The sequence below is a fragment of the Mesorhizobium sp. M0074 genome (assembly GCF_040322975.1).
Lineage (GTDB): Bacteria > Pseudomonadota > Alphaproteobacteria > Rhizobiales > Rhizobiaceae > Mesorhizobium.
This window is the reverse complement of record NZ_JAMYUM010000014.1, coordinates 88523-111310: the sequence shown is the minus strand read 5'-3', so window position 1 is coordinate 111310 and position 22788 is coordinate 88523. Positions and strand designations below refer to the sequence as shown.

Here is a 22788-nt window from a genome sequence, read left to right as displayed (position 1 = left end):
TAGTGCCTTTCAGCGGCGGCTTGAAGACGCAAAGACGCCGCATCTCCGGTCAATCCGTCGGCAGGTGATAATCCCGGAACTGCTGGCGCAAGGTAATCTTCTGGATCTTGCCGGCAGCGGTGTGTGGGATTTCGCCGACAAAAGCGACGTCGTCCGGCATCCACCACTTCGCCACCTTGCCGTCCATGAAAGCGAGAATATCCGTCTTGGTCGGCTCCCTGCCCGGCTTGCGCACGACCACGAGTAAAGGCCGCTCGCCCCATTTCGAATGCGGAATGCCGATGGCGGCGGCCTCCGCCACATCGGGATGGCCGACCGCGAGGTTCTCGAGCTCGATGGTCGAGATCCATTCGCCGCCCGACTTGATCACGTCCTTGGCGCGGTCGGTGATCTGCATATAGCCTCCGGGGTCGATATGCGCGACGTCACCGGTATCGAACCAGCCGTCTTGATCGAACTGTTCGGATCCGATGCCGCCATAATAGGCGCGCGCGATGGCCGGCCCGCGGACCTTGAGCCGGCCGAAGGTCTTGCCGTCCCATGGCAGTTCGTTGCCGGCGTCGTCCGTCACCTTCATTTCGATGCCGAACGGTGTAAAGCCTTGTTTCTGCTGGACGCCGAGGCGGGCCTCGCCCTTCAGCCCGGCGTAATCCGGCTTCAGGGTGCACAGCGTGCCGAGCGGCGACATCTCGGTCATGCCCCAGGCGTGGACGACTTGGACATCGTAACTGTCCTGGAACTTCGTCGTGAGCGCGCGTGGACAGGACGAGCCGCCGATGACGACTTTCTGCAGATAGGGCAGTTTCTTGCCGGTCTCTTCCAGATACTGGAGGAGCATCATCCACACCGTCGGCACGGCGGCGCTGAAGGTCACCTGCTCGGTGTCGAGCAGCTCGTAGAGCGAAGCGCCATCCATCTTGCAACCGGGCATGACCAGCTTGGCGCCGACCATCGGCGCGCTCTGGGCAAGGCCCCAGGCATTGGCGTGGAACATCGGCACGACCGGCAATATGGTATCGCGCGACGACAGGCCCATGGCGTCGGGCATGGCGGCGATCATGGCGTGCAGCACGTTCGAACGATGGCTGTAGAGGACGCCTTTCGGGTCGCCCGTGGTGCCCGAGGTGTAGCACATACCGGCGGCGGTGTTTTCGTCGTATGTCTTCCAGGCGAAGTTGCCGTCGGCTTCTGCAAGCCATTCTTCGTACGCAACCACATTGGGCAGCGCAGTCTCCGGCATATGCGCGTTGTCGGTCAGCACGATAACCTGCTTCAGCGACTTGACCGCGCCGGCGATCTTTTCGAGCAGCGGCAGGAAGGTCAGGTCGACGAAGATCGCCTTGTCCCCGGCATTGTTCATGATCCAGGTGATCTGCTCGGGAAAGAGCCGCGGGTTGAGCGTGTGATAGATGGCGCCGACACCCATGATGCCGTACCAGGCCTCGACGTGGCGCGCGGTGTTCCAGGCCAGGGTCGCGATGCGGTCGCCAAGCCCGAAACCGTCACGCTCGAGCCGCTCGGCGACCTTCAGGGCACGATCATGGATTTCGGCATATGTGCTGCGCACGATCGGCCCCTCGATCGAACGCGACACGATTTCGCGGCTGCCGTGCTGCCGCTCGGCGTTGTCAATCAGCTTATGGCAAAGCAGCGGCCATTCCTGCATCAGCCCGAGCATCTTGTTCCTCCCGTTATTTTTCGCCATTGTGGGACGAACCGGCGGATTGTCCAGCCAGGATCGGGCTGGAGCGGGGCATGGAGCCAATTGAGGCCGAATTCGCCACAATCCGGCCATGCTCGGCGTTAACGTTGATTAACGGCGGGGCGCGATTGGCGAATGAAAGAGGTTCGCATGGACGCGCAGCTCGACGACAAAGCCCTCGAAAATACGCTTGCCGAAAGTCTGGCCGATCTGGTGGCGGCCGACGTCGCGCAGGCCGATCTGGTGCCTGACGCCAAAGCCGTTTCCGAAGATGAATTCGTCGAGGTCGTCGGTGGCGCCCTCGAGGCGGTCGGCGGCACGCTCTTGTTCAAGATGTGCGTCGAGAACGAGGGCGAAAGTCAGCACGTCGCTGCCGCCTGCGTCGGCGACGGCGGCAATCGCCAGTTCCTGCTGCTCACCTTGCCGACCAGCGGTGGTGCGCTGAAGGTCGAGACCACCTCGAAAAGCACCAATCCGGTGGCCGGCATTGCCGCCGCCTATGCCGGGCTGATGGACGCTTTCCAGGCCGCCGCCTGATTTTAGGCGGGATACCGGAGGAAAGCGCAAGACTGCCACCCGCGGGCGATGCCCGCCGGTGGCTGGCAGGTCTTGCGCAGCGCGCTTGGCAGACACATCTTGGGTTGAGGCAAGGAGACCCGACATGGACCAGATCGCAAACCCGGCACCCGGCTTTCAACACAATCCGGACAAGGTCATCACCGTCGAGCCTTATAAGGGCATCGTGACGGTGCGCGCCGGCGATACCGTCATCGCCTCGTCCAGCAAGGTCAAGGTGCTGACCGAACCTCCCTATCCGCCTGTTTTCTACATTCCGTTCGACGACATCGACTTCAACCAGCTTGGCAAAACCGAACACTCGACCCATTGCCCCTACAAGGGCGATGCCAGCTATTGGAGCGTGCTGCCCGCCGGCGATGCAGGCAAGGATGCGATGTGGGCCTATGAGCGGCCGTTCGACGAGACGGCCGATATCCGCGACCACGGCGCGTTCTATCCGAACAAGGTGACCATCGAGGCCACGCCCGGCTGATCAGTCGGTGGTGCCTTCATCGCCGACGCCGTCGGCATCGTCGAGACGCACGAAGGTGAGGCCCTTGGCCTTCAGCGCCAGAAGTCCCTGCACCACGCCTTCGCCGGCCGCATGGGTCGGCTGGTTGATGTGAGCGATGATGACGTCGCCGTCCTTCGCCGCGGCAATGCGCCGGGCGGTCTCTTTTGCGCCGAGCAATGAGCCGCCATCGCCGTTGATTGAGAATCCTGCGATCTTGAAACCAAGCTTGCGTATCATCGCGATTGCCGACGGGCTGTATTCGGCGGTTGCGCCGCGAAACCATTTCGGCGCCGGTTCGCCGGTCACGGCAAGAGCGGCAGCACCCAATTCGACCTCGGCCAGCACGGCCTCCGGGCTGCCGGCACTGCGAATGCCGTAGATCTTTTGCGGCGTGTCGACAGCCGGGACATGGCGGCCGCCATGGTTTTCCAATTCAAACAGTTCGGGATGCGCCCGCATGATCTCGACGGCGGCGGCGTTGTGCTTCAGCCAGATGCCGGTGACGAAAATGGTGGCAGGAATCTTGTTTTCCACCAGCGCCGAGAGAATCCGTGTGTCGGTCCTTCCGCCGCACGCATCGAGCGTCAGCGCGACGCGGCCGCCGCCCGCCTCGGCCTTGATGTGCAGCGTCGGTGCGACGAGCAACTGGGCGTTGCCAGGAGAAATAACCCACAGCGATATCGCAATGGCGCAAAAATACTTTTGGAACGGGCGCATCGATTATTTCCAGGTCGGCCAGATCAAAGTTGAAGCGGCGACCCCAAGACCGCCATCAAGGCGGAAATCGGGACGATGCCCCTGCAAAAGCGTCGGCAGCGGCAATTTGACCGCCGGCCTGACCTTTGGCAAGCGCGAGGTCAAATGCGTGCTCCACGTCCTTAACCTTACGTGAAAGGATCGCGAGCACCGCCTCGACCACCGCTTTGACCTCAAGTCGCCAGACGCAGCAAGCCTTGCTCGGATCGGGTCGGCGGCACAGGTCCCTGGCTATGCACTCGCAAGGCATGGGGGGCCGCGGCGTAACACTGGCCACGCCGACAGGCCCCCAGACGGCCGGGTCGGTCAGGCCGAACAGGCCGACAACCGGCGTTCCGGCGGCGGCAGCCATGTGCATCGGGCCACTCTCGTTTCCCAGAAACAGGCGTGCCTGGCCGAGGACCGCCAGCAGCGTTGCCAGCGACAGCGCCCCGACCACGTTGACGACCGGCGAAGCGGCCTTGGCGACGATGCGCTCGGCAGATGCCCGTTCATCGGGGCCGCCGACAAGCAGGAAGTCCAACCCGGTCTGCCGCGAGATCTCGTCGATCGCCAGCGCAAAACGTTCCGGCTGCCATTGCCGCCCCCGGAAGCTCGCTCCTGCATGAACGGCTATGAAGGCGTTGCGCCGGAGATGATGCCGGTCGAGGAGCGCCAATGCCCTGGCGGTCTCCAGCGGCAGCGGCTCAATCGTTGGGACCGGCGCACGCAACTCCACGCCAAGCGCCTCAAGCGGCGAAAGTTAGCGGTAGAGATAATGCTGGCCACCAAAGCCAAACGGCTTGGCTAGGACGTTAGCGGGCTGGCGTGCAGCCAGCGCAACGGTTTTTCGGGAGGATCATATCCGACGCGGGTCTTGGCGTTGACGAGCCTGACGATGATGCGTGAGGTTTTGGAATCGGCCAGGTCGATGGTCAGGTCAAACCGGAACCGGCGCAGAGCGCGCACCATCGCGTAAAGCTCGCGACCACGCTGCACAGGGGTGCCACGCATCCGTACGCGCCGGAACGCCACCACGTCCGAGGCGATGCCATGAGCCAACAGGAAACTGGCAAAGTTCGCCTCGCAAAGGAACACTATCCTGGCCTTTGGATATTGGAGGCGCAGGTTTCTGGCGAGCGCGGAAGCGAGGACAAGATCGCCGATGAATTTCGTCTGGAGGATGAGAATCGAGCGGACGTGCGCGGGCGGGTTCTGCAACATGTGTTTCTGGCACCGGGGCGGGTTCGGGGGCCGGAAACTGGGCAGAAACGATGTCGGGATTTGGAGCCGACAGACGCACGTTCGCGTGAATTCGGTTACAAATCGGTAAGGTCAGATGCCGGTGGACTCCAACTCCTATCCGCGGCCGTTCTTTGCAGCCTGCACCGCCGCTTGCGCGGCGGCCAGCCTGGCGATCGGCACCCGGTATGGCGAGCACGAGACGTAGTCGAGGCCGACCTTTTCGCAGAAATGGATCGAGGCCGGGTCGCCGCCATGCTCGCCGCAAATACCGAGCTTGATGTCGGGCCGCGTCGCCCTGCCCTTTTCGGCCGCCATCCGCACCAGCTCGCCGACACCCTCTATGTCGAGCGACACGAAGGGATCCTGCTCGATGATGCCTTTTTTCCGGTAGGTCTCGAGGAACGAGGCGGCATCGTCGCGCGAGATGCCGAAGGTGGTTTGGGTCAGATCGTTGGTGCCGAAGGAGAAAAATTCGGCCGCCTCGGCGATGACGTGAGCGCGAATTGCGGCGCGCGGCAATTCAATCATCGTGCCGGTCAGGTAATCGACCTTGACGCCGGTCTCTTCCATCACGCTTTTGGCGACGGCGTCGATGCGTGCCTTGACGAAGTCGAGCTCCTTCACCAGCCCGACCAGCGGTACCATGATTTCGGGGACCACCAGCGCGCCGGCCTTCCTGCCGGCCTCCACGGCTGCCTCGAAGATGGCTCGTGCCTGCATCTCTGCGATTTCGGGATATGAGACGGCAAGCCGGCAGCCGCGATGGCCGAGCATCGGATTAAACTCGTGCAGCGCTTCGGTGCGCCGCCTGAGCTTGTCCGGCGACACGTTCATGGCAGCGGCGACCTCGGCCACCTCCTCCTCGGTCTTCGGCAGGAATTCGTGCAGCGGCGGATCGAGCAGGCGGATCGTCACCGGCAGCCCGGCCATGATCTCGAACAGCTCGAGGAAATCGGAGCGCTGCATCGGCAACAGCTTGGCCAGCGCCGTTCGGCGGTCCTTTTCGGTATCGGCCAGGATCATCTCGCGCATGGCAACGATGCGGTCGCCGTCGAAGAACATGTGCTCGGTGCGGCAAAGCCCGATGCCTTCGGCGCCGAAGGACCGCGCCATGCGCGCATCGAGCGGGGTCTCGGCATTGGTGCGCACCTTCATGCGGCGCGCGCCGTCGGCCCACTCCATGATGGCGGCGAAATCGCCCGAGAGTTCCGGCTGCAGCATCGGTACGGCACCCTTCAGCACCTGGCCGTTGCCGCCGTCAATGGTAATGATGTCGCCCTTGCGGAAGGTCGCGCCCATCGCCATCAGCGTGCCGGCCTTGTAGTCGACGCGCAGCGAGCCGGCTCCCGAAACGCAAGGCTTGCCCATGCCGCGCGCAACAACGGCGGCGTGGCTGGTCATGCCGCCGCGCGTCGTCAGGATGCCTTCGGCCGCATGCATGCCGTGGATGTCTTCGGGGCTGGTCTCAATGCGCACCAGGATCGCCTTTCGGCCTTGTGTCTTGGCCTCCTCGGCGTCGTTCGAGGAAAACACGACTTCGCCGGTGGCAGCACCCGGCGAGGCCGGCAGGCCGACGCCGATAATGTCGCGCGCCGCTTTTGGATCGATTGTCGGATGCAGCAACTGGTCGAGCGAGGCCGGATCAATGCGGGCGACGGCCTCTTCCTTCGAAATCAGTCCATCCCTGGCCATGTCGACCGCAATCTTCAGCGCCGCCTTGGCGGTGCGCTTGCCGGACCTGGTCTGCAGCATCCATAATTTGCCGCGTTCGATGGTGAATTCGAGATCCTGCATGTCGCGGTAATGTTTTTCCAGGCGGTCGGAGATGATGACGAAAGCCTGGAAGGCGTCCGGCATCAGCTTCTGCAGCGACGGCTTGTCGGAGCCGGCGGCAATGCGCGCCGCCTCGGTGATGTTCTGCGGCGTGCGGATGCCGGCGACGACATCCTCGCCCTGCGCGTTGACCAGGAACTCGCCATAGAGCTGCTTTTCGCCGGTCGACGGATTGCGGGTGAAGGCGACGCCGGTGGCCGAGGTGTCGCCCATATTGCCGAAGACCATGGCCTGGACGTTGACCGCCGTGCCCCAGCTTTCGGGAATGTCGTGCAGACGCCGGTAGGTGATGGCGCGGTTGTTCATCCAACTGGAAAACACCGCGCCGATGGCGCCCCAGAGCTGCTCGTTCGGATCCTGCGGAAACGGTTTGCCGAGCTCCTCCTCGACCTTGGCCTTGTAGAGCGCGATCACGCCTTGCCATTCGATGGCCGTCAGCTCGGTGTCGAGCTCATGGCCGAGCCCACCCTTCTGGTCTTCGAGGATCTCCTCGAAGACCTCATGGTCGAGGCCCATGACGACGTCGGAATACATCTGGATGAAACGGCGATAGCTGTCATAGGCAAAGCGCGGATCGCCTGAATCGGCGGCAAGTGCCTCGACCGTCTCATCGTTGAGGCCGAGATTGAGCACGGTGTCCATCATGCCGGGCATGGAGGCGCGGGCACCGGAGCGAACCGACACCAAAAGCAGGTTCGAGGGATCGCCGAAACGGCGCCCGGTCAGCCGGCCGATGTGATCGAGGGCGACCGCCACATCCGCTTCCAGCGAGGCCGGATAGGCGTGGCCGTTGGCGTAATAAGCGTTGCAGACCTCGGTGGTGATGGTGAAGCCTGGCGGCACCGGCAGGCCCAGGCTGCACATTTCGGCAAGGTTGGCGCCCTTGCCGCCGAGCAGATTGCGGTCGCCGGCACGGCCTTCCGCGGCGCCGTCGCCAAAGGTGTACACCCATTTGGTCATGCTTGCTCCCCGGTTGCAGGAGATTGGAAATATTGGCAAATCGAGCGATATGATGCTGCAGTGCGAAAGGCAAGGCATCGACCAAGCCGGCCGGCCTCTACAATCGATTAAGGAAAAGCGGCGCCGAAAAGACTTGCTTTTTGGAAAGCTTTGTTGTAGAACATAACGAGAACAAAAAGTAGAGCGATGAGAATGACCGGAAAGCTCGATTATCTGGAAATGCCGGCGACGGGCGGAACACTGGACAGCGTGAAGGCTTTCTACAGCGCGGCCTTCTCATGGTCGTTCACCGATTACGGGCCGACCTATTCAGCTTTTGCCGAAGGGCTGGACGGCGGTTTTCAGGCGGATGGCCAAGATGCGCCGGCCAAGCCGCTGCCCGTGCTTTATTCCGAAAGGCTGGAGGAAACATTGAGCGCCGTCGAAAATGCCGGCGGCACCATCGTCAAGCCGATCTTTTCATTCCCCGGCGGCAGGCGGTTCCATTTCGTCGATCCGGCCGGCAATGAAATGGCGGTATGGGGTGAATAGATCCGTTCAAAGTAGCGACTGCAAAACTGGTGGATCGGTCGCGCATAGTCGGCATTGAGCTTTCTCCCGGCTCGTCCTATAAGGCCGCGCGCACAGCGGGCAGGCTCCGGCTGTTGGGGCGTCGCCAAGTGGTAAGGCATCGGTTTTTGGTACCGACATTCCCAGGTTCGAATCCTGGCGCCCCAGCCAGTTCTCCAATTCTGACGATCTCCCGAGTCGTAATCCCAGTTGCAGACACCTTGGTCGAGGACTGGTATCTGCGGTATCTGTCCACAACAAATTGGTGTCTCCGGCAGAGAGCGCGATGCGGCTGGCATCTTAGTTTAATGTCGGCTCAATTGGCCGGGCAGTCAAATGCATCTTGTGGAGAAAAGCAGTTTTTCTGCCACGGCTTGGCGTTCGATCTTATAGTTTGAGACTTTTATAATCCAAAACATCGGATTTTTTTTCGCTATTCTTCAGATAAGTCAGCGCCTCCAACGCCTCTCTAGTAGCAACCGGCGCAACTATCAAACTAATTTTAATAAAATTCAATTTCTTTTTAACGACTGCGATCATGTTATCTTGTGCTGTCAGCAACAAGTAGAATGTCGCAGAAATATCAATAAGCATCTCTCGGAAAACAACGTGGGCATCTCTGAAGAGAAATTTTCTTTTATCGCACAATGTCGACTATCCGTAAGTATATTTTTCGCCGCAACGTGAGAATCCCGCCGCCGATCAACCATTCTATCAGGGCGTGCAGGTATGTGATTTGGCGCTAATATACACCCTCTAGTAGGCAGGCATCCGCGGGGCGCTATCGAATCAAAATGAGGGATTATGGATGGCGACTCTCCATTACACGTCGGGCGGATCCGGCACGGACATTGCAAAAGCCGGATTCAATCTGGCTAGCGTGCAATATGTTGACCAGGTCAACGAGCTGCCAGAGGGCATGAAAGGCTTGGTCTACCTCGACGAGGCCAACGGAGTAACCCAATCCTTTATCGACAAGGTTACTCCTTTCCTCGGCAATCCGAACGTATTTGGGTTCTTCCTGGTTGACGAGCCGGATCCCACCGGCCAATGGGGTACCTACGCCTCTGCCGCAAATCTGAAGGCAGAATCCGACTGGATCCATGAGCATTTTCCAGGCGCCAAGACCTACATCACAATGATGAGCTTGGGGACATCGGCGAATCCGGATTTCAGGGGCACGTACAATCCCGCCAATACGGGTATCGATTACTACGGCATAGATGTCTATCCCGTCCGCACGGATGGCCCGGTCGACTACAACATGATCGATAAATTCGTCGCCGCCGCTCAGGCATCGGGCATCCCGACGAGCCAGATCGTTCCGGGTTACCAGGCGTTTGGAGGTGGCGAGTATAACACCGATATGGGTGGCAAATATGTGGTGCCCACCGCCGCCCAGATGGAAATCATGATGGAGCACTGGGCCAAGCTGGTTCCGTCACCCGCCTTCGACTACGCATACGCCTGGGGTTCGCAGCGAGGCGACACAGCGTTGGAGAGCTCTTCGGAACTGCAGGCCGTTTTCCGGGAACACAACCTTGCAACGACGGGGACCACTCCGCCTCCCGTCGACACAAGCGACACCTTGTATGGCACCAGCGGCGACGATGTGTTTCACGGGGCCGGCGGCCACACGATGATCGGCTATGGTGGCAATGACACCTATTATGTCGATGACATCCGCGACAAGGAGATCGAGGCTGCGGGCGGCGGTACCGATAAAGCATTCGCCTCCGTAAGTCATGCGCTTGCGGCCGGCTCCGAGATCGAGCTTCTCGCCACCAACAATGCATCAGGCACGGCGGCAATCAACCTCACTGGCAATGAATTCGCCCAGACCATCCAGGGCAATGCCGGCGCCAATGTCATCAACGGCCTCGGCGGCGCCGACACTATGGCCGGCTATGGCGGCAACGACACTTATTATGTCGACAATGCTGCCGACAAAGTGATCGAGGCCGCTGGCGGCGGCTCCGACAAGGTGATCACTTCAGTGAGCCATGCGCTTTCGGCCGGCTCGCAGATTGAGCTCCTCGCCACCACGAACCCGTCTGGCACGACGACGATCAATCTGACGGGCAACGAGTTCGCTCAGACCATCCAAGGCAATGGCGGCACTAACATCATCAATGGCGGCGGCGGCGCCGACACCATGATCGGATATGGCGGCAACGACACCTATTATGTCGACAACGCTGGCGACAAAACGATCGAAGCGGTAGGCGGCGGCACCGACAAGGTGATCACTTCGGTGAGCCATGCGCTTACCGCCGGCTCGCAGATCGAGCTTCTCGCCACCAGCAACTCGTCCGGCACGGCGCCGATCCACCTCAACGGCAACGAGTTCGCCCAGACCATCCAGGGCAATGCCGGTAGCAATGTCTTCAATGGCCTCGGTGGTGCCGATACGATGGTCGGCTATGGGGGCAACGACGGCTACTATGTCGACAATGTCGGCGACAGAGTGATCGAAGCGGTAGGCGGCGGTCGCGACAACATAGCCACCACGGTGAGCTATGCGCTTGCGGCCGGCTCGGAGGTCGAGCTTCTCGCCACGAGGTATCCCTCCGCCACCACTGCAATCAACCTGACCGGCAACGCCTTTGCCCAGACCATCCAAGGCAATGCCGGCGCGAACATCATCAACGGTGGCGGCGGTGCCGACATCTTGACCGGTAACGGAGGCAATGATGCTTTCGTGTTCAACAGCGCTCTTGGAGCCGGCAATATCGACAAGGTCACCGACTTCAACAAGCTCCAGGACAAGATCCAGCTCGACGATGCCGTTTTTGCCGGGCTTAAGTTGGGCGGCCTTTCATCCGATGCTTTCTTTGCCGGTACGGCTGCGCATGACAGCTCCGACCACATCATCTACAACAGCTCAACCGGAGCGCTCTCTTTCGACAGCGACGGGATCGGTGGCACAGCTCAAATACAGTTCGCCACTCTCTCTCCAGGTCTGTCGCTTGCAGCAGGTTCATTCCTTGTAATCTGAACGACCCGGGACGGCGGACCTTGACTTCGAGACGGTCCGCCGCTTTAACTTTGTTCAAGCACCGGCTTTTTCGAAAGCAGGGTGCCCATTTCGGGCTGACGTTTACGCCCAGGAATTACATTCCGGCGTGCCGGTTTGGTGCGGACATGCTGGCCTTCCTGGCGAAGGACTGGAAGCAGTGTGGCGTACCGTCGAAGTCCGGCCCAGCTTCAAGCCATTCATGGTTTTGAGTCGCGAACCATTTTTCGTGGTGCCACGGGGGTTGTTTGTGACCCCACACTTTTGAAAAAAAGCCCCGCATAAGCGAGGCGTTCCGGCTTTGTGTTCAATGCGCAGTGGCGGGAGGCCTAAAAGTGACGCTGCCGTTGCCGATGTTGGTCACCCGCCGGCCTCTATCCGGCCGCGGTGCGACCGGGGACGAGACACGCAATATCGCGGCGCCTGAGGCTGGCACCTGGCCTCTGCTTCTTCTATAGACGGGGACCAGCCTCGGGGACCCGAATCTTCAACATGCACACCAGCGTCGGAAGCGCGGATTCGCACCTCATCGGCTATCGGGCCGACGTCGACGGGCTGCGCGCGATCGCCGTCGTCTCGGTGATAGCATTTCACCTGTCGAGATCATGGCTGCCCGGAGGATATCTGGGCGTCGATATCTTTTTCGTGCTCTCGGGCTATCTGATCACGCTGATTTTGTGGCGCGAGGCACTCAAAGAGCAGTTCTCGATCATACGCTTCTATGAACGTCGCGTCCGCAGGATCATGCCGGCCCTGCTGCTGCTGCTGTTGTTTACCACCTTGGCTGCTATCGCCCTGCTGCTGCCCGCGGATTTGATCGGCTACGCCAAGAGCATGCTCGCCTCGCTCGGTTTTGTGGCAAACATCTATTTTTGGCGCGATACGGATTATTTTTCGAGGGCTGCCGAAGCAAAGCCGCTGTTGCATGTCTGGTCGCTGGGCGTCGAGGAACAGTTCTACATTATCTTTCCCCTGTTGATTGCGGCGTTTGCCCGCTTTTGGCTGCGCGCCACCTTTCCGGCGATCGCACTGCTCACGCTCGTGTCACTGGCGTCCAATTGCCTGGCTCTCAAGGTGGGCGGCGGATCGCCGGCCTTTTTCCTGCTGCCGACCCGGGCCTGGGAGCTTGGAGCAGGCGCCCTGGTTGCTCTTCTGCCGCCCAGCCTGACGCTGCGAGGGATCGCAGCCGGCCTGGTGGGATCGATCGGAGCGCTGGCAATCGTCGTTGGCATTGTCAGCTCTGCCCAATCCTATGCTTTCATTCCCGTCGCATTGCCCGTGGTGGCCGGGACGGCGTTGGTGATAGCTGCCGGCCAAGGCAAGCAATCGCCAGTCAGCTGGGTGTTGGCGGCCGGCCCGATCACCTTTGTCGGCTTGATTTCCTACTCGCTCTATCTCTGGCACTGGCCCTTCATCGTCTTCTCGCAATATTACCTGGTCCGTGATCTCAACCTTGGCGAGATGGTCGTTGCCGTCGCCGGCATGATGATCTGCGCTATCCTGTCGTGGCGATATGTCGAGCGCCCCTTCCGCAGCCGAACTATCGCGGCACGAGCCGTATTTCTGTCCGCCGCCGCCGGCGCCACAACGCTCGCGGTGGCAGCATCAGTACTGATCTGGTCGAACGGGCTGCCCGGCCGCATGAGCGGCGAAGCTGCGGCAGTCAACGCTGCCGTCGGCACCAATTATCGTTGCCCCATCTCGAATTTCCTCCGCATGGGCCAGTCGCGCGCTTGCGTGCTCAATCTCCCGTCGCGCAATCCTGCCGATGCGAGAATTGTTCTATTGGGAAATTCGCATGCACAAATGTATGCGCCTGTCTGGGAGTCCATCTTCGCCGAGGAGGGCCTGCCCGGCCTGCTGGTCCCGGCGAACGGCTGTCTGCCGACGGTGTCCGTCAACATCTCGCAGGAGTGCATCGATGTCGCCGCAGGCAATCTCGCCGAGCTCGGCAAGCTGGCAAACACCGGGACAGTCATCCTTGGCTTGACGTGGGAACATGCCGCGGACGCGCTGGTCGATGCAAACGGCAAAGTTATCGACAGCAGCGATAACCAGGCACTCGTCGGTGGACTTGACGATCTGATCGATCGCTTGCAGGGATTTGGCAAGAAGGTCGTTCTGGTCGGCCCGATCGCCTATCCTGGATGGGATCTTCCTTCCGAAATGAGCCGCGACCTGGCCTTCGGCCGGCCACTGGACAAGCCGGCCTATCTGCCGGCCGACGAATTCCAGCGGCAATACGGGGCAATCATTCAACACTTCGAGAGCCGGCACGACATCGCCTTCGCGCGGCCGGACACGGCCCTGTGCGACGCAAGCCGATGCAACTATGTTCTGGATGGACGATCCGTGTTCGCCGACGCCAGCCACATCGCACAGGCGGAATTGTTCCGCTTCCGCTCGATCTTCAGCGATGCGCTGGCCACGCAGCGCTGAGCTTTATAGCAACGCAATCCAATGCCGGAGCTATAGCAATCCGCCAACAATCCTTCTTGTGCCGCCCATGGCCGCCAGCCCGCAGGCCATGCCGGCGCAGTCGGCGACCCAGTCGAGGATATCCATATCGCGCGCGATCAGCTGCGCGCCCTGAAGCAGCTCGATCGCCGCGCCGGTGATGGCGAGGAGCACGACCAGTCTCGTCTTGTGTTCCGGCCAGCCGAGGCTTCCGAGTGCCGCCAACACCGCGAACGCCGCGGCGTGGTTGAGCTTGTCGTGCTGGAAGGTGAAGCCCATGTCCAACTCCTGCAGGAACCGCACCGGCGAAAGCGCGAGCAGGAGAACACCGGCCAAGGTGAGCAGAAAGACGATCCTTGCCATGGTCGGAAAAGAGTCTGTGCGCAACGGTTGATCCCTTCATCTGGAACAAGGCACCCCGACTGGGACCGCTCTGCGGTGAACAGAGGCCATAAGGCAGCATCGTGACCACAATCGACCGCTGGCTAGTTGCCATCGCCGGTGTGGCGCACTCATCGGTGATCGCGCCAGTGCTGATCCGGTCGAACCGGCTGCTCGGTCGGCGTCAGCGACCAGTCCGCGCCCCTCGGTGAGGAAATCTAGCCATGTGCCAAGAGACCCGACAGGAAGAGCGCTGGGTTGGGAAGTTACAGTGTCGCCTGTCAAGGCTAAGGGAATCGTTTCCATTTGGAATGGCCGCATTATCCCGAGGAATACTGTTCCGTGCTCAGATCACTGGGCCGCTGGGCAGCTGCCGTCGCGGCGCATTTGCGATGGTAAGCCCAAATAGACTAATACTTGCCGGGGCTCGCTCTTCGAACTTGTACCGCCGCGCCTGCTTGAAGGTCTCAAAGTAATAAACGCTGGCTTTGGCGAGGCGACCGCGGGTCGCCGAAAGGACTATTGCGATTTATTCATTGTTTTCGGATAATCGGCACCGAGTCCACCGTCTTCGCGATCCCGCCGACCGAGGAGAAAAAGACTGCCTTCAGATTGGCTTTTATGGCCGTCGCGATCAACGAATCCACGCGTCAGGCGGCGCTTCGAAGCGGCGTTTCTTTTGTAGACCCGCCGTAAAGACCGGAGACGAGGTTGCCGCCGGCCTTGAAGATCGAGGCACCCACAGCCTGCTTGCCGCCGTGTCAAGCAACTAGAAATTCCAGAGCTGCTCTGCCCCTTTCGCTTCCCGGTTAGTTGTTCTCGCGGTCGAACGCCTAAATCGCGTCCGCAGCAACTCTTGGGTTTGCTAAAGGGAAAGGATTGGACTGCGCGTCCGATGTCAATACTGAGATCTGGGGATAGCCCGCCGGCGTCGGAAGCGCTCAAATGTCTGCAATTTGTCGCAGCCTTGACCCTAAGCAGAGATGCGGAGCTCCATTCAACTCGCGACACTCAATTATGCGATTGTGATCGCAGAAGAGGGCAGCTTTCTGCGCGCGGCGCGGCGCGCCGGGATCGATCACACTGCGCTCAGCCGGCGCATACGTGATCTCGAATACGCGATGGGAACGAGGATATTTCATCGCCATGCTCGAGGCGTTGAGCCAACCCCGGCCGGCGAGCGTTTCCTCGATCGTCTGCGCTCCGTGCTGCTCGAACTGGACAATACTCTGACGCTGGCCAGGACCGGCATTAAAGACGAACTACAAAGGCTTTCCATCGGCTCCAACGGACTCATCCTCGCCGGGCGAGCGCTGGATGCGATTATCGAGTTCGGGAAATGTCATCCAAATGTGACCGTCAGCTTGATGGAGGGGTCTCACCCCGAGCCCAGGGCCGCTCTGGGCGGCACCGAGGTCGACGTCACCGTGACGCCCTCCTCGCGCTCCAGTGGCGGCCAGTTCGAACTAATGTTGTGGAAGGATACTCTGGCCGTCGTTGTTGCTTCAAATCATTCTCTCGCAAGCCGCCCCGTGATCGATTGGTTGGAACTGGGCCAAGAGACGCTGCTCGTGCGCAGGGGCGAAGCATTTCTGCTCGCCGACGCTGTTGGAAATGGCGTGCAGCTTCCCGCGGTCGTTGAACATCACGTCAGCGCGGGCATCCTTCTGCGCCTCGTCGGAAATGGTCTGGGAGTCGCTCTGATCCACCACGGAGATGCCAACAGTGTTCCTGAAGGTGCGGTCTGCCGCAAGCTGCGGATCGGGGGCAAGCCGATCCAGATCTGCAATTTTGCCCGTTGGCGCCCGGACAATGCCAATCCTGCCCTGCCGGTCTTCATCGCGTTCCTGCGTGATCGGTATTCGTCCTGATGGCCGTCCGACCACAATGACCCGAAAAGTCATCCCGGCTTCAGGGTTCGTCGGACTCGGGGAAAGGCTCTGTCTTGTAGTGAACAAGGTCAGCATCGGCACTATCAGCTTTGCCGGACCGGCAACTATCTGTCCGGTCTCGCTGCCGAGCAATTCAGCATAGGTGACGAGATCGCGGACGAACGGAGTCGCACAGCTCGACCGTGATCTTGACCGGACGGTCATCGGGAATGGCGGAGAGTTTCAGCTTGGTCATGACCGATCCTTTGGCGCCGCAGCCGGTCAGCACCAAAGCTTTCGGCGATGCGCACCAGGTCGCTGAGCGCTGAACGGATTTGCGGCCAAGGAAATTCGGAGCATTCCTCCCATGCCTCGCCCTCGCGCACTACGGCATCGAGCTTGCCTGCCACACCGGCGACAGTGGTGGCGGGAGTCGCTGAGAACGCTTGCAGCAGATCTTGCATTTTCTCGCCAGCCTCGCGCTCGGCCCTGAAGGCGGCGGTGTAGCCAGTTTTCTCCGCAGCCGCATCCCAGCGTGCCTGATGCGCCGCGAAATCAGCTTCGGCCTTATTTCGGAGAGTCGCCTTATCTGGCGCTTTGCCGAGCACTTCATCGAGCATCTCGATCGAATGGACCGTCACCTGCTCACCCTCAGCCAGGCGAACGGTCACACAGGGAAAGCCGATGCTCTCGACAAGCATTGTCTCCAGGCGCTGCTGCCTGCGGCAAAGCCGCTCGGTCTGTTTGTGGACTGTCTCCCATTCCCGCCAAAGCACCAGTGCAGGATCAGAACGCACATTCGTGCTTCCGGCGCCGCTTGCGGACGCGTTGCCTTCGAGCGTCCACGCGGTGGTGGCCACGACTGTTCCCGCAAGCACTCGCCTGCGGGTGACGTAAGGCAGAGTCGTGGTATTGTCGGAATCAGCCATGATCCGAGCTCCAATCAGCTTGGGTTGCGGTCAGGCCGGGCGGGATGGTGCAAACATCCTGTTCGGCCGCGAATTTGCCGCCGTATAACCGGGACAATTTGACAAGTTACCGGTGAAAAGTCAACCCAAGAGACAAACGTTTGACCTATAGTAAAATTTCTGCCGCGCAGTGTCGGGGCGCTCGCGCGATGCTGGGGATAAGTCAGCGCGAGCTGGCGGACGCGGCCAAGGTATCACGCCCTACGGTGGTCGATTTCGAGCGAGGCGCCCGGGTTCCGCATCCGAACAATATGGCAGCGATTCGCCAAGCGTTGGAGGTTGCCGGTATCGAATTCATCCCAGAAAACAGCGGCGGACCCGGCGTACGACTGGTACGCCATCTCGAAAGTAAATGACCTCACGGCAGCGAGCAAACCGAAATGCGGGGGCATCCCGCGACTGTATCGTGCCGCCAGCCGCACTCTTGTTACAACCTCATCGAAAACAGGAACGACAAGACTCGTTACGGTCGATCTTACCAATGCGGAACGGCTCGCTGCCAACGAGTTCGGCGGCTCTGGCCAACATTGGCACCACCACAGTCGCGGATTCTCGACCTTACTCCGCCGCTCCGCGCTCAGCGCATTGTTCAAGGCGATGAGATTTTTTGCCCGGCCAGGCATCCGGGCTGCTCATTGCAACAGCGGGGTCCGATTTCCATAATGAGGGCGATCCCCGGCAAGAAGGCCAGCTCAATGGAGATGTCATCCCATTCGATATCGCCCCAGCCGAGCGGCACGTGCAGGTCGCCTATACCCAGAGCTGCACCCTGCGGGAGGTAGGTTCTGTGGAAGCCCCGCGGGCAACCCGAAGGAGTCATGGACATGCAGGTGCCCTGCCACCGGCGCCATGGTCCGCAGCTGCTCGCGGAAGTTCAGGCCGCGATGGGTGGATTCAATATAGGCGTGGCTGAAATCGATGAGCGCCACCAGGTTGGGATGGCCGACCGCCTTCTACCGTCTGCGCCACCTCGGCCGGGGTCTGCCGGCACTGACCCGGTTCCATGGCGAAGAGGTTCTCGAAGGCGATGCGCACACCATAGGGCTTGCTGAACTCGGCGAGCTCGAACAACGCTTCGCGTTCGCGTTGCTCGGCACCGGCACGTTCGAGGACCTGGTCGGCGCGAAAATGCCCGCTATGCCGGACAAGGAGGCGCGGATCGATCCGATCGCACAGTTCGACCAAGGCCTTGGTGGCATCAATCTGGTAGCGGCAGACCGCCGGGTCCATGAGGTTCGAAAAGACGACACCATGAACCGTGTAGCGGAAATCGAATTGGCCAGTCAGCGCGACAAGTCTCTCGGCTCTCTCAGGGATGACACGGCCACCTTGCTATGAGGTCGAGGGTCGTCAGTCCCAGTTCGACGGCTTCGACGCCATATCGGCAAAGCTGCGAAAGTCCGCCGCAAGGCTCTCCAACCCGGCATTGGCAGAAATTGAGTTAAAACCTGGGGCGATAATGTTGCTCATATGCATCCCCCGATGACGGGCGGCCAGGAATCCCAGGCCGTCCGGATCACTGCCAGGTGAGAGGGCAATTGCCGAACCGATGCCACTCTCGAAACGAGTTTCGTTCGCCCCCAGGTGCGATCGAGCGGTCTACCGCTGTGATCAGTGGGCCTACATTAACTCGGATCGGACCGCGACGAGCTCGAGTCTCATAAATCAGACTGCCTGCCCCCAAACCTGTAAGCTCTCAAGAGCACCTCTCGTTCCTGACACACTTCATACAGAGAATCCCTTTCTCAGGCTAAATTACGGTTTCACGCAGATCACCTTGTACATCCTGGCGAATTCATCCGCCTCCAGAGCTGGTGGAACTGGCAAGATGCGCCGGATGAGGCAAATCAATTCGAACGCCGGAGGCACTGCCTCTGCAGAGTTTCCGGGTTTAAGTTTCATTGGTGCGGCGTGCTCGCAGGAGCCCAACAAAAGATCGGTGAAGTTCGCAACACGGTAAATTCTCGGCGACACGCAGACGTTACAGCCCGCCTGTATGCACCCCGCAATGGCTCAGATCTGTCTGGGCTCGGTCCACTAGGCGCGCCGAGAGGCGAAGACTTCCGGAGCGAGGCGCTTGGGCCACTGCGCGCCAGACAGAGCGATCCGATCCGTGTCATACTGTCAGAGGCAAGACACTAGCAACGGGGCGGCGGCAGATGAAGGAAGAGAACGACGTTGAGAAGCTGGTGCGCACGCTGCGCGCTCGAGCACCTGATGACGCGGCTGAATTGCTTGCCCGAGAGTCTCCCGAGTTCATCCGGGACACACTAAAATTGTTGCCGGATGGGCACGCCCGCAAGGTGGCGGAGCATTTGCCAGCGCATATGAGGCCTATCAAGCCTGATACCGGTGGCAAGGATTTCGTGATCCCCGATTCGCTCATCGAACTGATGGACCCGATTCCCGCCAGCGTTCCTGTCGCGACGACGGTAGCCGCCGCAGTGGAGGCGGTCAGACGCGCCCAGCTGCCGACCGAGCTCACTTATCTCTACGTCACGGACGGGGGCGATAAATTGGTTGGCCTGGTGGTCCTGCGCGATCTGATGCTGAGCGAACCGGACGCGATGGTCGATCAGATCATGCTGCCAAAGCCGTTCGCCCTTAACGTCGGTCTCTCTTTGAGCGACGCCTGCAAGGCGGCGGTACGCCGTCACTACCCTGTCTATCCCGTGGTGGACGCGGACAACCGGCTGCTCGGGCAGGTTCGAGGTTGGCGGCTGTTCGAGCAGCAAATCATCGAGATTTCTGCCCAGTCTGGCCAGATGGTGGGTGTCCAGAAGGAGGAGCGTTCTTTTACGCCGCTGTTTTCAGCTTTCTTGAAGCGTCATCCGTGGCTGCAGCTGAACCTGCTGACGGCCTTCATGGCCGCTTTCGTGGTCAGTTCATTCACAGGCACGATCGAGAAGATCGTCGCCTTGGCAGCGTTCCTCCCGGTCTTGGCTGGGCAGAGCGGAAATACCGGCTGCCAGGCACTGGCGATGACGCTGCGTGGCCTTGCCCTGGGGGATGTGGACAAACGACCGAAGCTGCACCTGGTGATGCGGGAGGGCGCGCTCGGGATCGCCAACGGCGTGCTCGTCGGCCTTGTTGCGGCTGCGGCGATGTGGTTCTACGCCTCGCGGCAACCGGAGTCGGCGGCCCAGGCGCCCATGCTGGCACTTGTGATCCTGCTCGCCATGTCCGCATCATGCCTCATGTCCGGAATCTCCGGCGTGCTGATCCCGTTGGGCCTGCGCCGGGTCGGCGCCGATCCGGCGGTCGCTTCGGCGATCTTCCTCACCACCGTGACCGATATTGTAGGCATGGGCCTGATGCTGGGGCTGGCCACCATGCTCGTGCTGTAGCAAGACGCGTCCGGTGACGCGTTCCCTGGGAGTCGGGGGCGATAAGCTGACCTCGTCGCGTTCAATGAAATAGCAAGAGCCGTGCCGCATCGCGCACGCGTCGTGAGAAGCACCTCCCGGCAGCTCTCCAACCGCTTGCGCACTGCCACGGAAGACCTTTGGATGAGCCGTGGGTGAACTTGATGGGCTCATTTAGTGACCAGATACGCGCAGAATCGCGCAAACAATACTAATCTTGTTGGCTGTGCAATCCACGACTGCTAATGGTTTGAGTTAGTTGCCTCTGGTGCCGAATACTTCACTTTTTACTGCAACGCTGAGAATATTTTTTACAACCAGCGCAGCCGCAATACGAATAACTCCGACGGTTTGTTGCGCGGCTGCAACAGCTGTTGAAAACTCGAACGATTTCGTCAAAGTTCAGTCGCTTTTTTTCTTGTGGTCGTGCTAAGTCCTTTGCACTGGTCGGGCTTGGGGTGGGTTCTCGGCATGCAATCTTCGTTTCGAACGATCGTCGGCTGCGCCGCGGCGCTGCTTTGTACCGGCGTATTGCCGGCCGGCGCGCAGGGTCTTTTTTCGGCCTATGACGATGCGTTTTCGGCCCGCATCGCCAGTCCGGCCGACAACGGAACGCTCGCCCAGTTCGTCACAGTTGCCGTCAACGCAGGACAATACGATCAGGCGATCTCCTCAATCGAGCAGTATCTGATCAAATATCCCCGCGATGCGCGCGCCCGACTGGCGGCCAGCCGATTGTACTATCATGTCGGCTCCTATGAATTGGCCCGGCGGCAGGTGCAGTACGGCATCGAAGTCGGCGGTCTGACCGCAAGTGAGCAGCAGGAAGCCGTTCGCCTGCTCGCCCGCATCGAGCGCGCGTTGCGTGGCGTCACCTGGGAACTCGCCCTGACCGGCGGCGTGTTCAGCGCATTTACCGATTTTGAGCCCGGCGGGGCGCAGGACGACGACAGCTTCGTCTCGCCCTATGGGCGGGCGGAAGGCTTTGTCCGGTGGGACCTCGGCACGCCAAGCGCCGACGCTCTCGTCCTTTCGGGGTCGTTGACTGCGACACAGCGCTTTTTCACGGAAGACCTGTCGGTTCCGGGTAGCGAGAAGACTTTTATCCACGGCAACGCCGCAATCACCTGGGACAAGGGCTTGCCCAACAGTGGGATCGATTCGCTGCGCCTGCTGCTTTCGGCGTTCGCAGTTACGGATCGTTTCGACAGCGATATCCACGAGACCGGCATCGGCGTCAGTGGACGCTTCCTCGTTCGCCCGACGGTTGAGACGACGCTCTTCGCCGGTGGCGGCTACATCGATCTAAGCGCCTCGCAAGGCATTTTCGCCGATAGCAGGGTCTTCTATGAGGCGGGCGGCAGCTACCGCTTCCGCAATGGCCAGGCGCTCGGACTGCGCTTTGTCGGCTCGAATGACTTCGCTTCCGGATCTGGCGAAATCGGCCGCAGCTACACGGGCGAGGTCCGCTATGGCGGCCTGTTGATGAATGTGCCGGATCTTTTCGCATGGTCGCACCAGATCGCCTTCTCGGCCGGCCACAGCGACACTCCCGATCTGTCTGTCGGCATCGGCACAAATATCAAGAGCGACTTCTGGCGCATTGCGTCCGAAAGCGATTTTCAGCTGACGGAGGCGCAGAAGATCAGCGTCGATCTCGCCTATCGCGAAACCAACTTCGACATCGCCAACCGCGACCGAAAATCGTTCGAAATGCTCATGAGCTATACGTTGACGCTCAATTGAAAGAGGCCGCGATGAGGACCCCATACCGTCAGATCGCCATTTTTATCGCCTGCCTTGCCTTCGCGGCACCATCCGCCGCTGAGACGGTCGGGTCGATGACGGCCTACCAGACCAACATCGTCCGCAACAACGGCGGGACAATGAACGTTGGTGCCGGCGTCGAACTCGGCGACCAGCTGCGCAGCAATCCCACCGGTCTTGGAATGCTGGTGTTCCGGGATGAATCGAGCGCCAAGATTGGTCCGAACACCAGCCTGACGATCGATGAATTCGTCTACAATCCGGGCTCCGGATCGGGAAAGATCGACATCGGGATGAACAGCGGCCTGGCCCGTTTTTATGGCGGCCAGGTTTCGAAAGGGGGCGTCATGCAGGTTGCGACGCCGCACATGGTGCTCGGGGCGAGAGGCGGCATCATCGAAGTGCTGGTGGCAGCCGGCCAGACCGTCGGCATACTGCGCGCCGGTCGCATGACCTGCACGATCAATGGCAAACGGCTGGTCATCACAAACCCGGGCTACGCCTGCACATCGGAAGATGGCAAGCTGCTGACCGGCTACGGCGGAATCGACACCTTCCCGATATTGGACAGCATCGACCGGATAGCCGGCACCGGCCTGCCAGGCGCACCGGGTCCTGGATTGGACGTAAGCGCGATTTGTGCGTCGGCACTCGGCGGCTCGCTCAAAGTCTGCGAGTCCACGGACGGCGCATTGCCAGGAGTGGTCATGGAGTTCCCCGACAGCCTAACGCCACCTGTGGGCGGGGGCGTGGATAAGGGCGAGTGTGAGGGTGAGGGTTGCTGCTACTACTGCAATTAGGCCTGGCCGCACGACATGAGCCTCTTGGTCGGTTGGCGCTGGGCTGATTGGCGGCAAGCTGGCAGGC

18 protein-coding genes, 1 tRNA gene and 1 pseudogene are annotated in these 22788 nt (G+C 60.7%); 11 read left to right on the top strand and 9 right to left on the bottom strand.

What is annotated here, in order from left to right; translation table 11 throughout:
- Positions 1–49 precede the first annotated feature (49 nt).
- The gene (locus NKJ73_RS19800) at positions 50–1678 is read right to left on the bottom strand and encodes a fatty-acid--CoA ligase (RefSeq protein WP_352570752.1); all 1629 of its coding nucleotides are present in this window, start codon (positions 1676–1678) and stop codon (positions 50–52) included.
- 174 nt (positions 1679–1852) lie between these two features.
- Here NKJ73_RS19800 and NKJ73_RS19795 point away from each other — a divergent pair, with 174 nt between their 5' ends.
- Together NKJ73_RS19795 and NKJ73_RS19790 are read left to right on the top strand one after the other, a co-directional pair.
- A complete protein-coding gene (locus NKJ73_RS19795; protein ID WP_352570751.1) occupies positions 1853–2239 on the top strand; it encodes a hypothetical protein in 387 nt (128 codons plus the stop codon).
- A gap of 124 nt (positions 2240–2363) precedes the next feature.
- Positions 2364–2753, top strand: coding sequence for a DUF427 domain-containing protein (locus NKJ73_RS19790; RefSeq protein ID WP_352570750.1), 390 nt, complete (start codon positions 2364–2366; stop codon positions 2751–2753).
- Here the strand turns inward: NKJ73_RS19790 and NKJ73_RS19785 are convergent, their stop codons facing one another.
- The 4 genes from NKJ73_RS19785 to ppdK form a co-directional block, all read right to left on the bottom strand.
- Positions 2754–3491 carry a polysaccharide deacetylase family protein gene (locus NKJ73_RS19785; protein WP_352570749.1) on the bottom strand — a complete coding sequence of 246 codons (738 nt, stop codon included), beginning with the start codon at positions 3489–3491 and terminating at the stop codon, positions 2754–2756. It lies immediately after the preceding gene.
- A gap of 55 nt (positions 3492–3546) precedes the next feature.
- Positions 3547–4248 carry a glycosyltransferase family 9 protein gene (locus tag NKJ73_RS19780; protein ID WP_352570748.1) on the bottom strand — a complete coding sequence of 234 codons (702 nt, stop codon included), beginning with the start codon at positions 4246–4248 and terminating at the stop codon, positions 3547–3549.
- Between the two features lie 68 nt (positions 4249–4316).
- Positions 4317–4733: a glycosyltransferase family 9 protein gene (locus NKJ73_RS19775; RefSeq protein ID WP_352570747.1), complete on the bottom strand. Its 417-nt coding sequence runs from the start codon at positions 4731–4733 to the stop codon at positions 4317–4319.
- Positions 4734–4868: 135 nt separating this feature from the next.
- Positions 4869–7547, bottom strand: coding sequence for a pyruvate, phosphate dikinase (ppdK, locus tag NKJ73_RS19770; protein WP_352570746.1), 2679 nt, complete (start codon positions 7545–7547; stop codon positions 4869–4871).
- Between the two features lie 186 nt (positions 7548–7733).
- Between ppdK and NKJ73_RS19765 the strand changes: the two genes are divergently transcribed.
- From NKJ73_RS19765 to NKJ73_RS19750, 4 genes are all read left to right on the top strand, one after another.
- A complete protein-coding gene (locus NKJ73_RS19765; RefSeq protein ID WP_352570745.1) occupies positions 7734–8078 on the top strand; it encodes a VOC family protein in 345 nt (114 codons plus the stop codon).
- Between the two features lie 114 nt (positions 8079–8192).
- Positions 8193–8267 (top strand) — tRNA-Gln (locus NKJ73_RS19760).
- Positions 8268–8904: 637 nt separating this feature from the next.
- On the top strand, positions 8905–11094 hold the full coding sequence (locus NKJ73_RS19755) for a calcium-binding protein (RefSeq protein WP_352570743.1): 2190 nt from the start codon (positions 8905–8907) through the stop codon (positions 11092–11094).
- A gap of 510 nt (positions 11095–11604) precedes the next feature.
- Complete coding sequence (locus NKJ73_RS19750; protein ID WP_352570741.1) at positions 11605–13551, top strand: acyltransferase family protein; 1947 nt, start codon at positions 11605–11607, stop codon at positions 13549–13551.
- Positions 13552–13581: 30 nt separating this feature from the next.
- On the opposite strand, the gene NKJ73_RS19745 is transcribed toward NKJ73_RS19750, so the two are convergent.
- Positions 13582–13956 (bottom strand): hypothetical protein, encoded by a 375-nt coding sequence (locus tag NKJ73_RS19745; protein WP_352570739.1) that lies wholly within the window; start codon positions 13954–13956, stop codon positions 13582–13584.
- 977 nt (positions 13957–14933) lie between these two features.
- Between NKJ73_RS19745 and NKJ73_RS19740 the strand changes: the two genes are divergently transcribed.
- Entirely contained in the window at positions 14934–15821 is an 888-nt protein-coding gene (locus NKJ73_RS19740; RefSeq protein WP_352570737.1) for a LysR family transcriptional regulator, read from the top strand.
- Positions 15822–15975: 154 nt separating this feature from the next.
- On the opposite strand, the gene NKJ73_RS34295 is transcribed toward NKJ73_RS19740, so the two are convergent.
- Complete coding sequence (locus NKJ73_RS34295; protein ID WP_502905392.1) at positions 15976–16077, bottom strand: DUF2274 domain-containing protein; 102 nt, start codon at positions 16075–16077, stop codon at positions 15976–15978.
- A complete protein-coding gene (locus NKJ73_RS19730) occupies positions 16043–16750 on the bottom strand; it encodes a hypothetical protein (RefSeq protein WP_352570735.1) in 708 nt (235 codons plus the stop codon). The genes NKJ73_RS34295 and NKJ73_RS19730 overlap by 35 nt, the downstream gene beginning before the upstream one ends.
- 140 nt (positions 16751–16890) lie before the next feature.
- Here NKJ73_RS19730 and NKJ73_RS19725 point away from each other — a divergent pair, with 140 nt between their 5' ends.
- Positions 16891–17145: a helix-turn-helix domain-containing protein gene (locus NKJ73_RS19725; RefSeq protein ID WP_352456073.1), complete on the top strand. Its 255-nt coding sequence runs from the start codon at positions 16891–16893 to the stop codon at positions 17143–17145.
- A gap of 225 nt (positions 17146–17370) precedes the next feature.
- Here NKJ73_RS19725 and NKJ73_RS19720 read toward each other — a convergent pair.
- A pseudogene (locus NKJ73_RS19720) lies at positions 17371–18259 on the bottom strand (TIM barrel protein); the annotation flags it as partial.
- 689 nt (positions 18260–18948) lie between these two features.
- Here NKJ73_RS19720 and NKJ73_RS19715 point away from each other — a divergent pair.
- The 3 genes from NKJ73_RS19715 to NKJ73_RS19705 all read left to right on the top strand — a co-directional run bounded on the left by NKJ73_RS19715 (position 18949) and on the right by NKJ73_RS19705 (position 22721).
- The gene (locus NKJ73_RS19715) at positions 18949–20136 is read left to right on the top strand and encodes a magnesium transporter (protein WP_352570733.1); all 1188 of its coding nucleotides are present in this window, start codon (positions 18949–18951) and stop codon (positions 20134–20136) included.
- A gap of 489 nt (positions 20137–20625) precedes the next feature.
- Entirely contained in the window at positions 20626–21900 is a 1275-nt protein-coding gene (locus NKJ73_RS19710) for a tetratricopeptide repeat protein (protein ID WP_352570731.1), read from the top strand.
- Positions 21897–22721 carry a FecR family protein gene (locus tag NKJ73_RS19705; RefSeq protein ID WP_023678725.1) on the top strand — a complete coding sequence of 275 codons (825 nt, stop codon included), beginning with the start codon at positions 21897–21899 and terminating at the stop codon, positions 22719–22721. The genes NKJ73_RS19710 and NKJ73_RS19705 overlap by 4 nt, the downstream gene beginning before the upstream one ends.
- Positions 22722–22788: the final 67 nt, after the last annotated feature.

Bases quoted from the DNA above. Each gene is read 5' to 3' on its own strand.
- NKJ73_RS19800 (WP_352570752.1), bottom strand. From the start codon at position 1,678: ATGCTCGGGCTGATGCAGGAATGGCCGCTGCTTTGCCATAAGCTGATT.
- NKJ73_RS19795 (WP_352570751.1), top strand. From the start codon at position 1,853: ATGGACGCGCAGCTCGACGACAAAGCCCTCGAAAATACGCTTGCCGAA.
- NKJ73_RS19790 (WP_352570750.1), top strand. From the start codon at position 2,364: ATGGACCAGATCGCAAACCCGGCACCCGGCTTTCAACACAATCCGGAC.
- NKJ73_RS19785 (WP_352570749.1), bottom strand. From the start codon at position 3,491: ATGCGCCCGTTCCAAAAGTATTTTTGCGCCATTGCGATATCGCTGTGG.
- NKJ73_RS19775 (WP_352570747.1), bottom strand. From the start codon at position 4,733: ATGTTGCAGAACCCGCCCGCGCACGTCCGCTCGATTCTCATCCTCCAG.
- ppdK (WP_352570746.1), bottom strand. From the start codon at position 7,547: ATGACCAAATGGGTGTACACCTTTGGCGACGGCGCCGCGGAAGGCCGT.
- NKJ73_RS19765 (WP_352570745.1), top strand. From the start codon at position 7,734: ATGAGAATGACCGGAAAGCTCGATTATCTGGAAATGCCGGCGACGGGC.
- NKJ73_RS19755 (WP_352570743.1), top strand. From the start codon at position 8,905: ATGGCGACTCTCCATTACACGTCGGGCGGATCCGGCACGGACATTGCA.
- NKJ73_RS19750 (WP_352570741.1), top strand. From the start codon at position 11,605: ATGCACACCAGCGTCGGAAGCGCGGATTCGCACCTCATCGGCTATCGG.
- NKJ73_RS19740 (WP_352570737.1), top strand. From the start codon at position 14,934: ATGCGGAGCTCCATTCAACTCGCGACACTCAATTATGCGATTGTGATC.
- NKJ73_RS34295 (WP_502905392.1), bottom strand. From the start codon at position 16,077: ATGACCAAGCTGAAACTCTCCGCCATTCCCGATGACCGTCCGGTCAAG.
- NKJ73_RS19730 (WP_352570735.1), bottom strand. From the start codon at position 16,750: ATGGCTGATTCCGACAATACCACGACTCTGCCTTACGTCACCCGCAGG.
- NKJ73_RS19715 (WP_352570733.1), top strand. From the start codon at position 18,949: ATGAAGGAAGAGAACGACGTTGAGAAGCTGGTGCGCACGCTGCGCGCT.
- NKJ73_RS19710 (WP_352570731.1), top strand. From the start codon at position 20,626: ATGCAATCTTCGTTTCGAACGATCGTCGGCTGCGCCGCGGCGCTGCTT.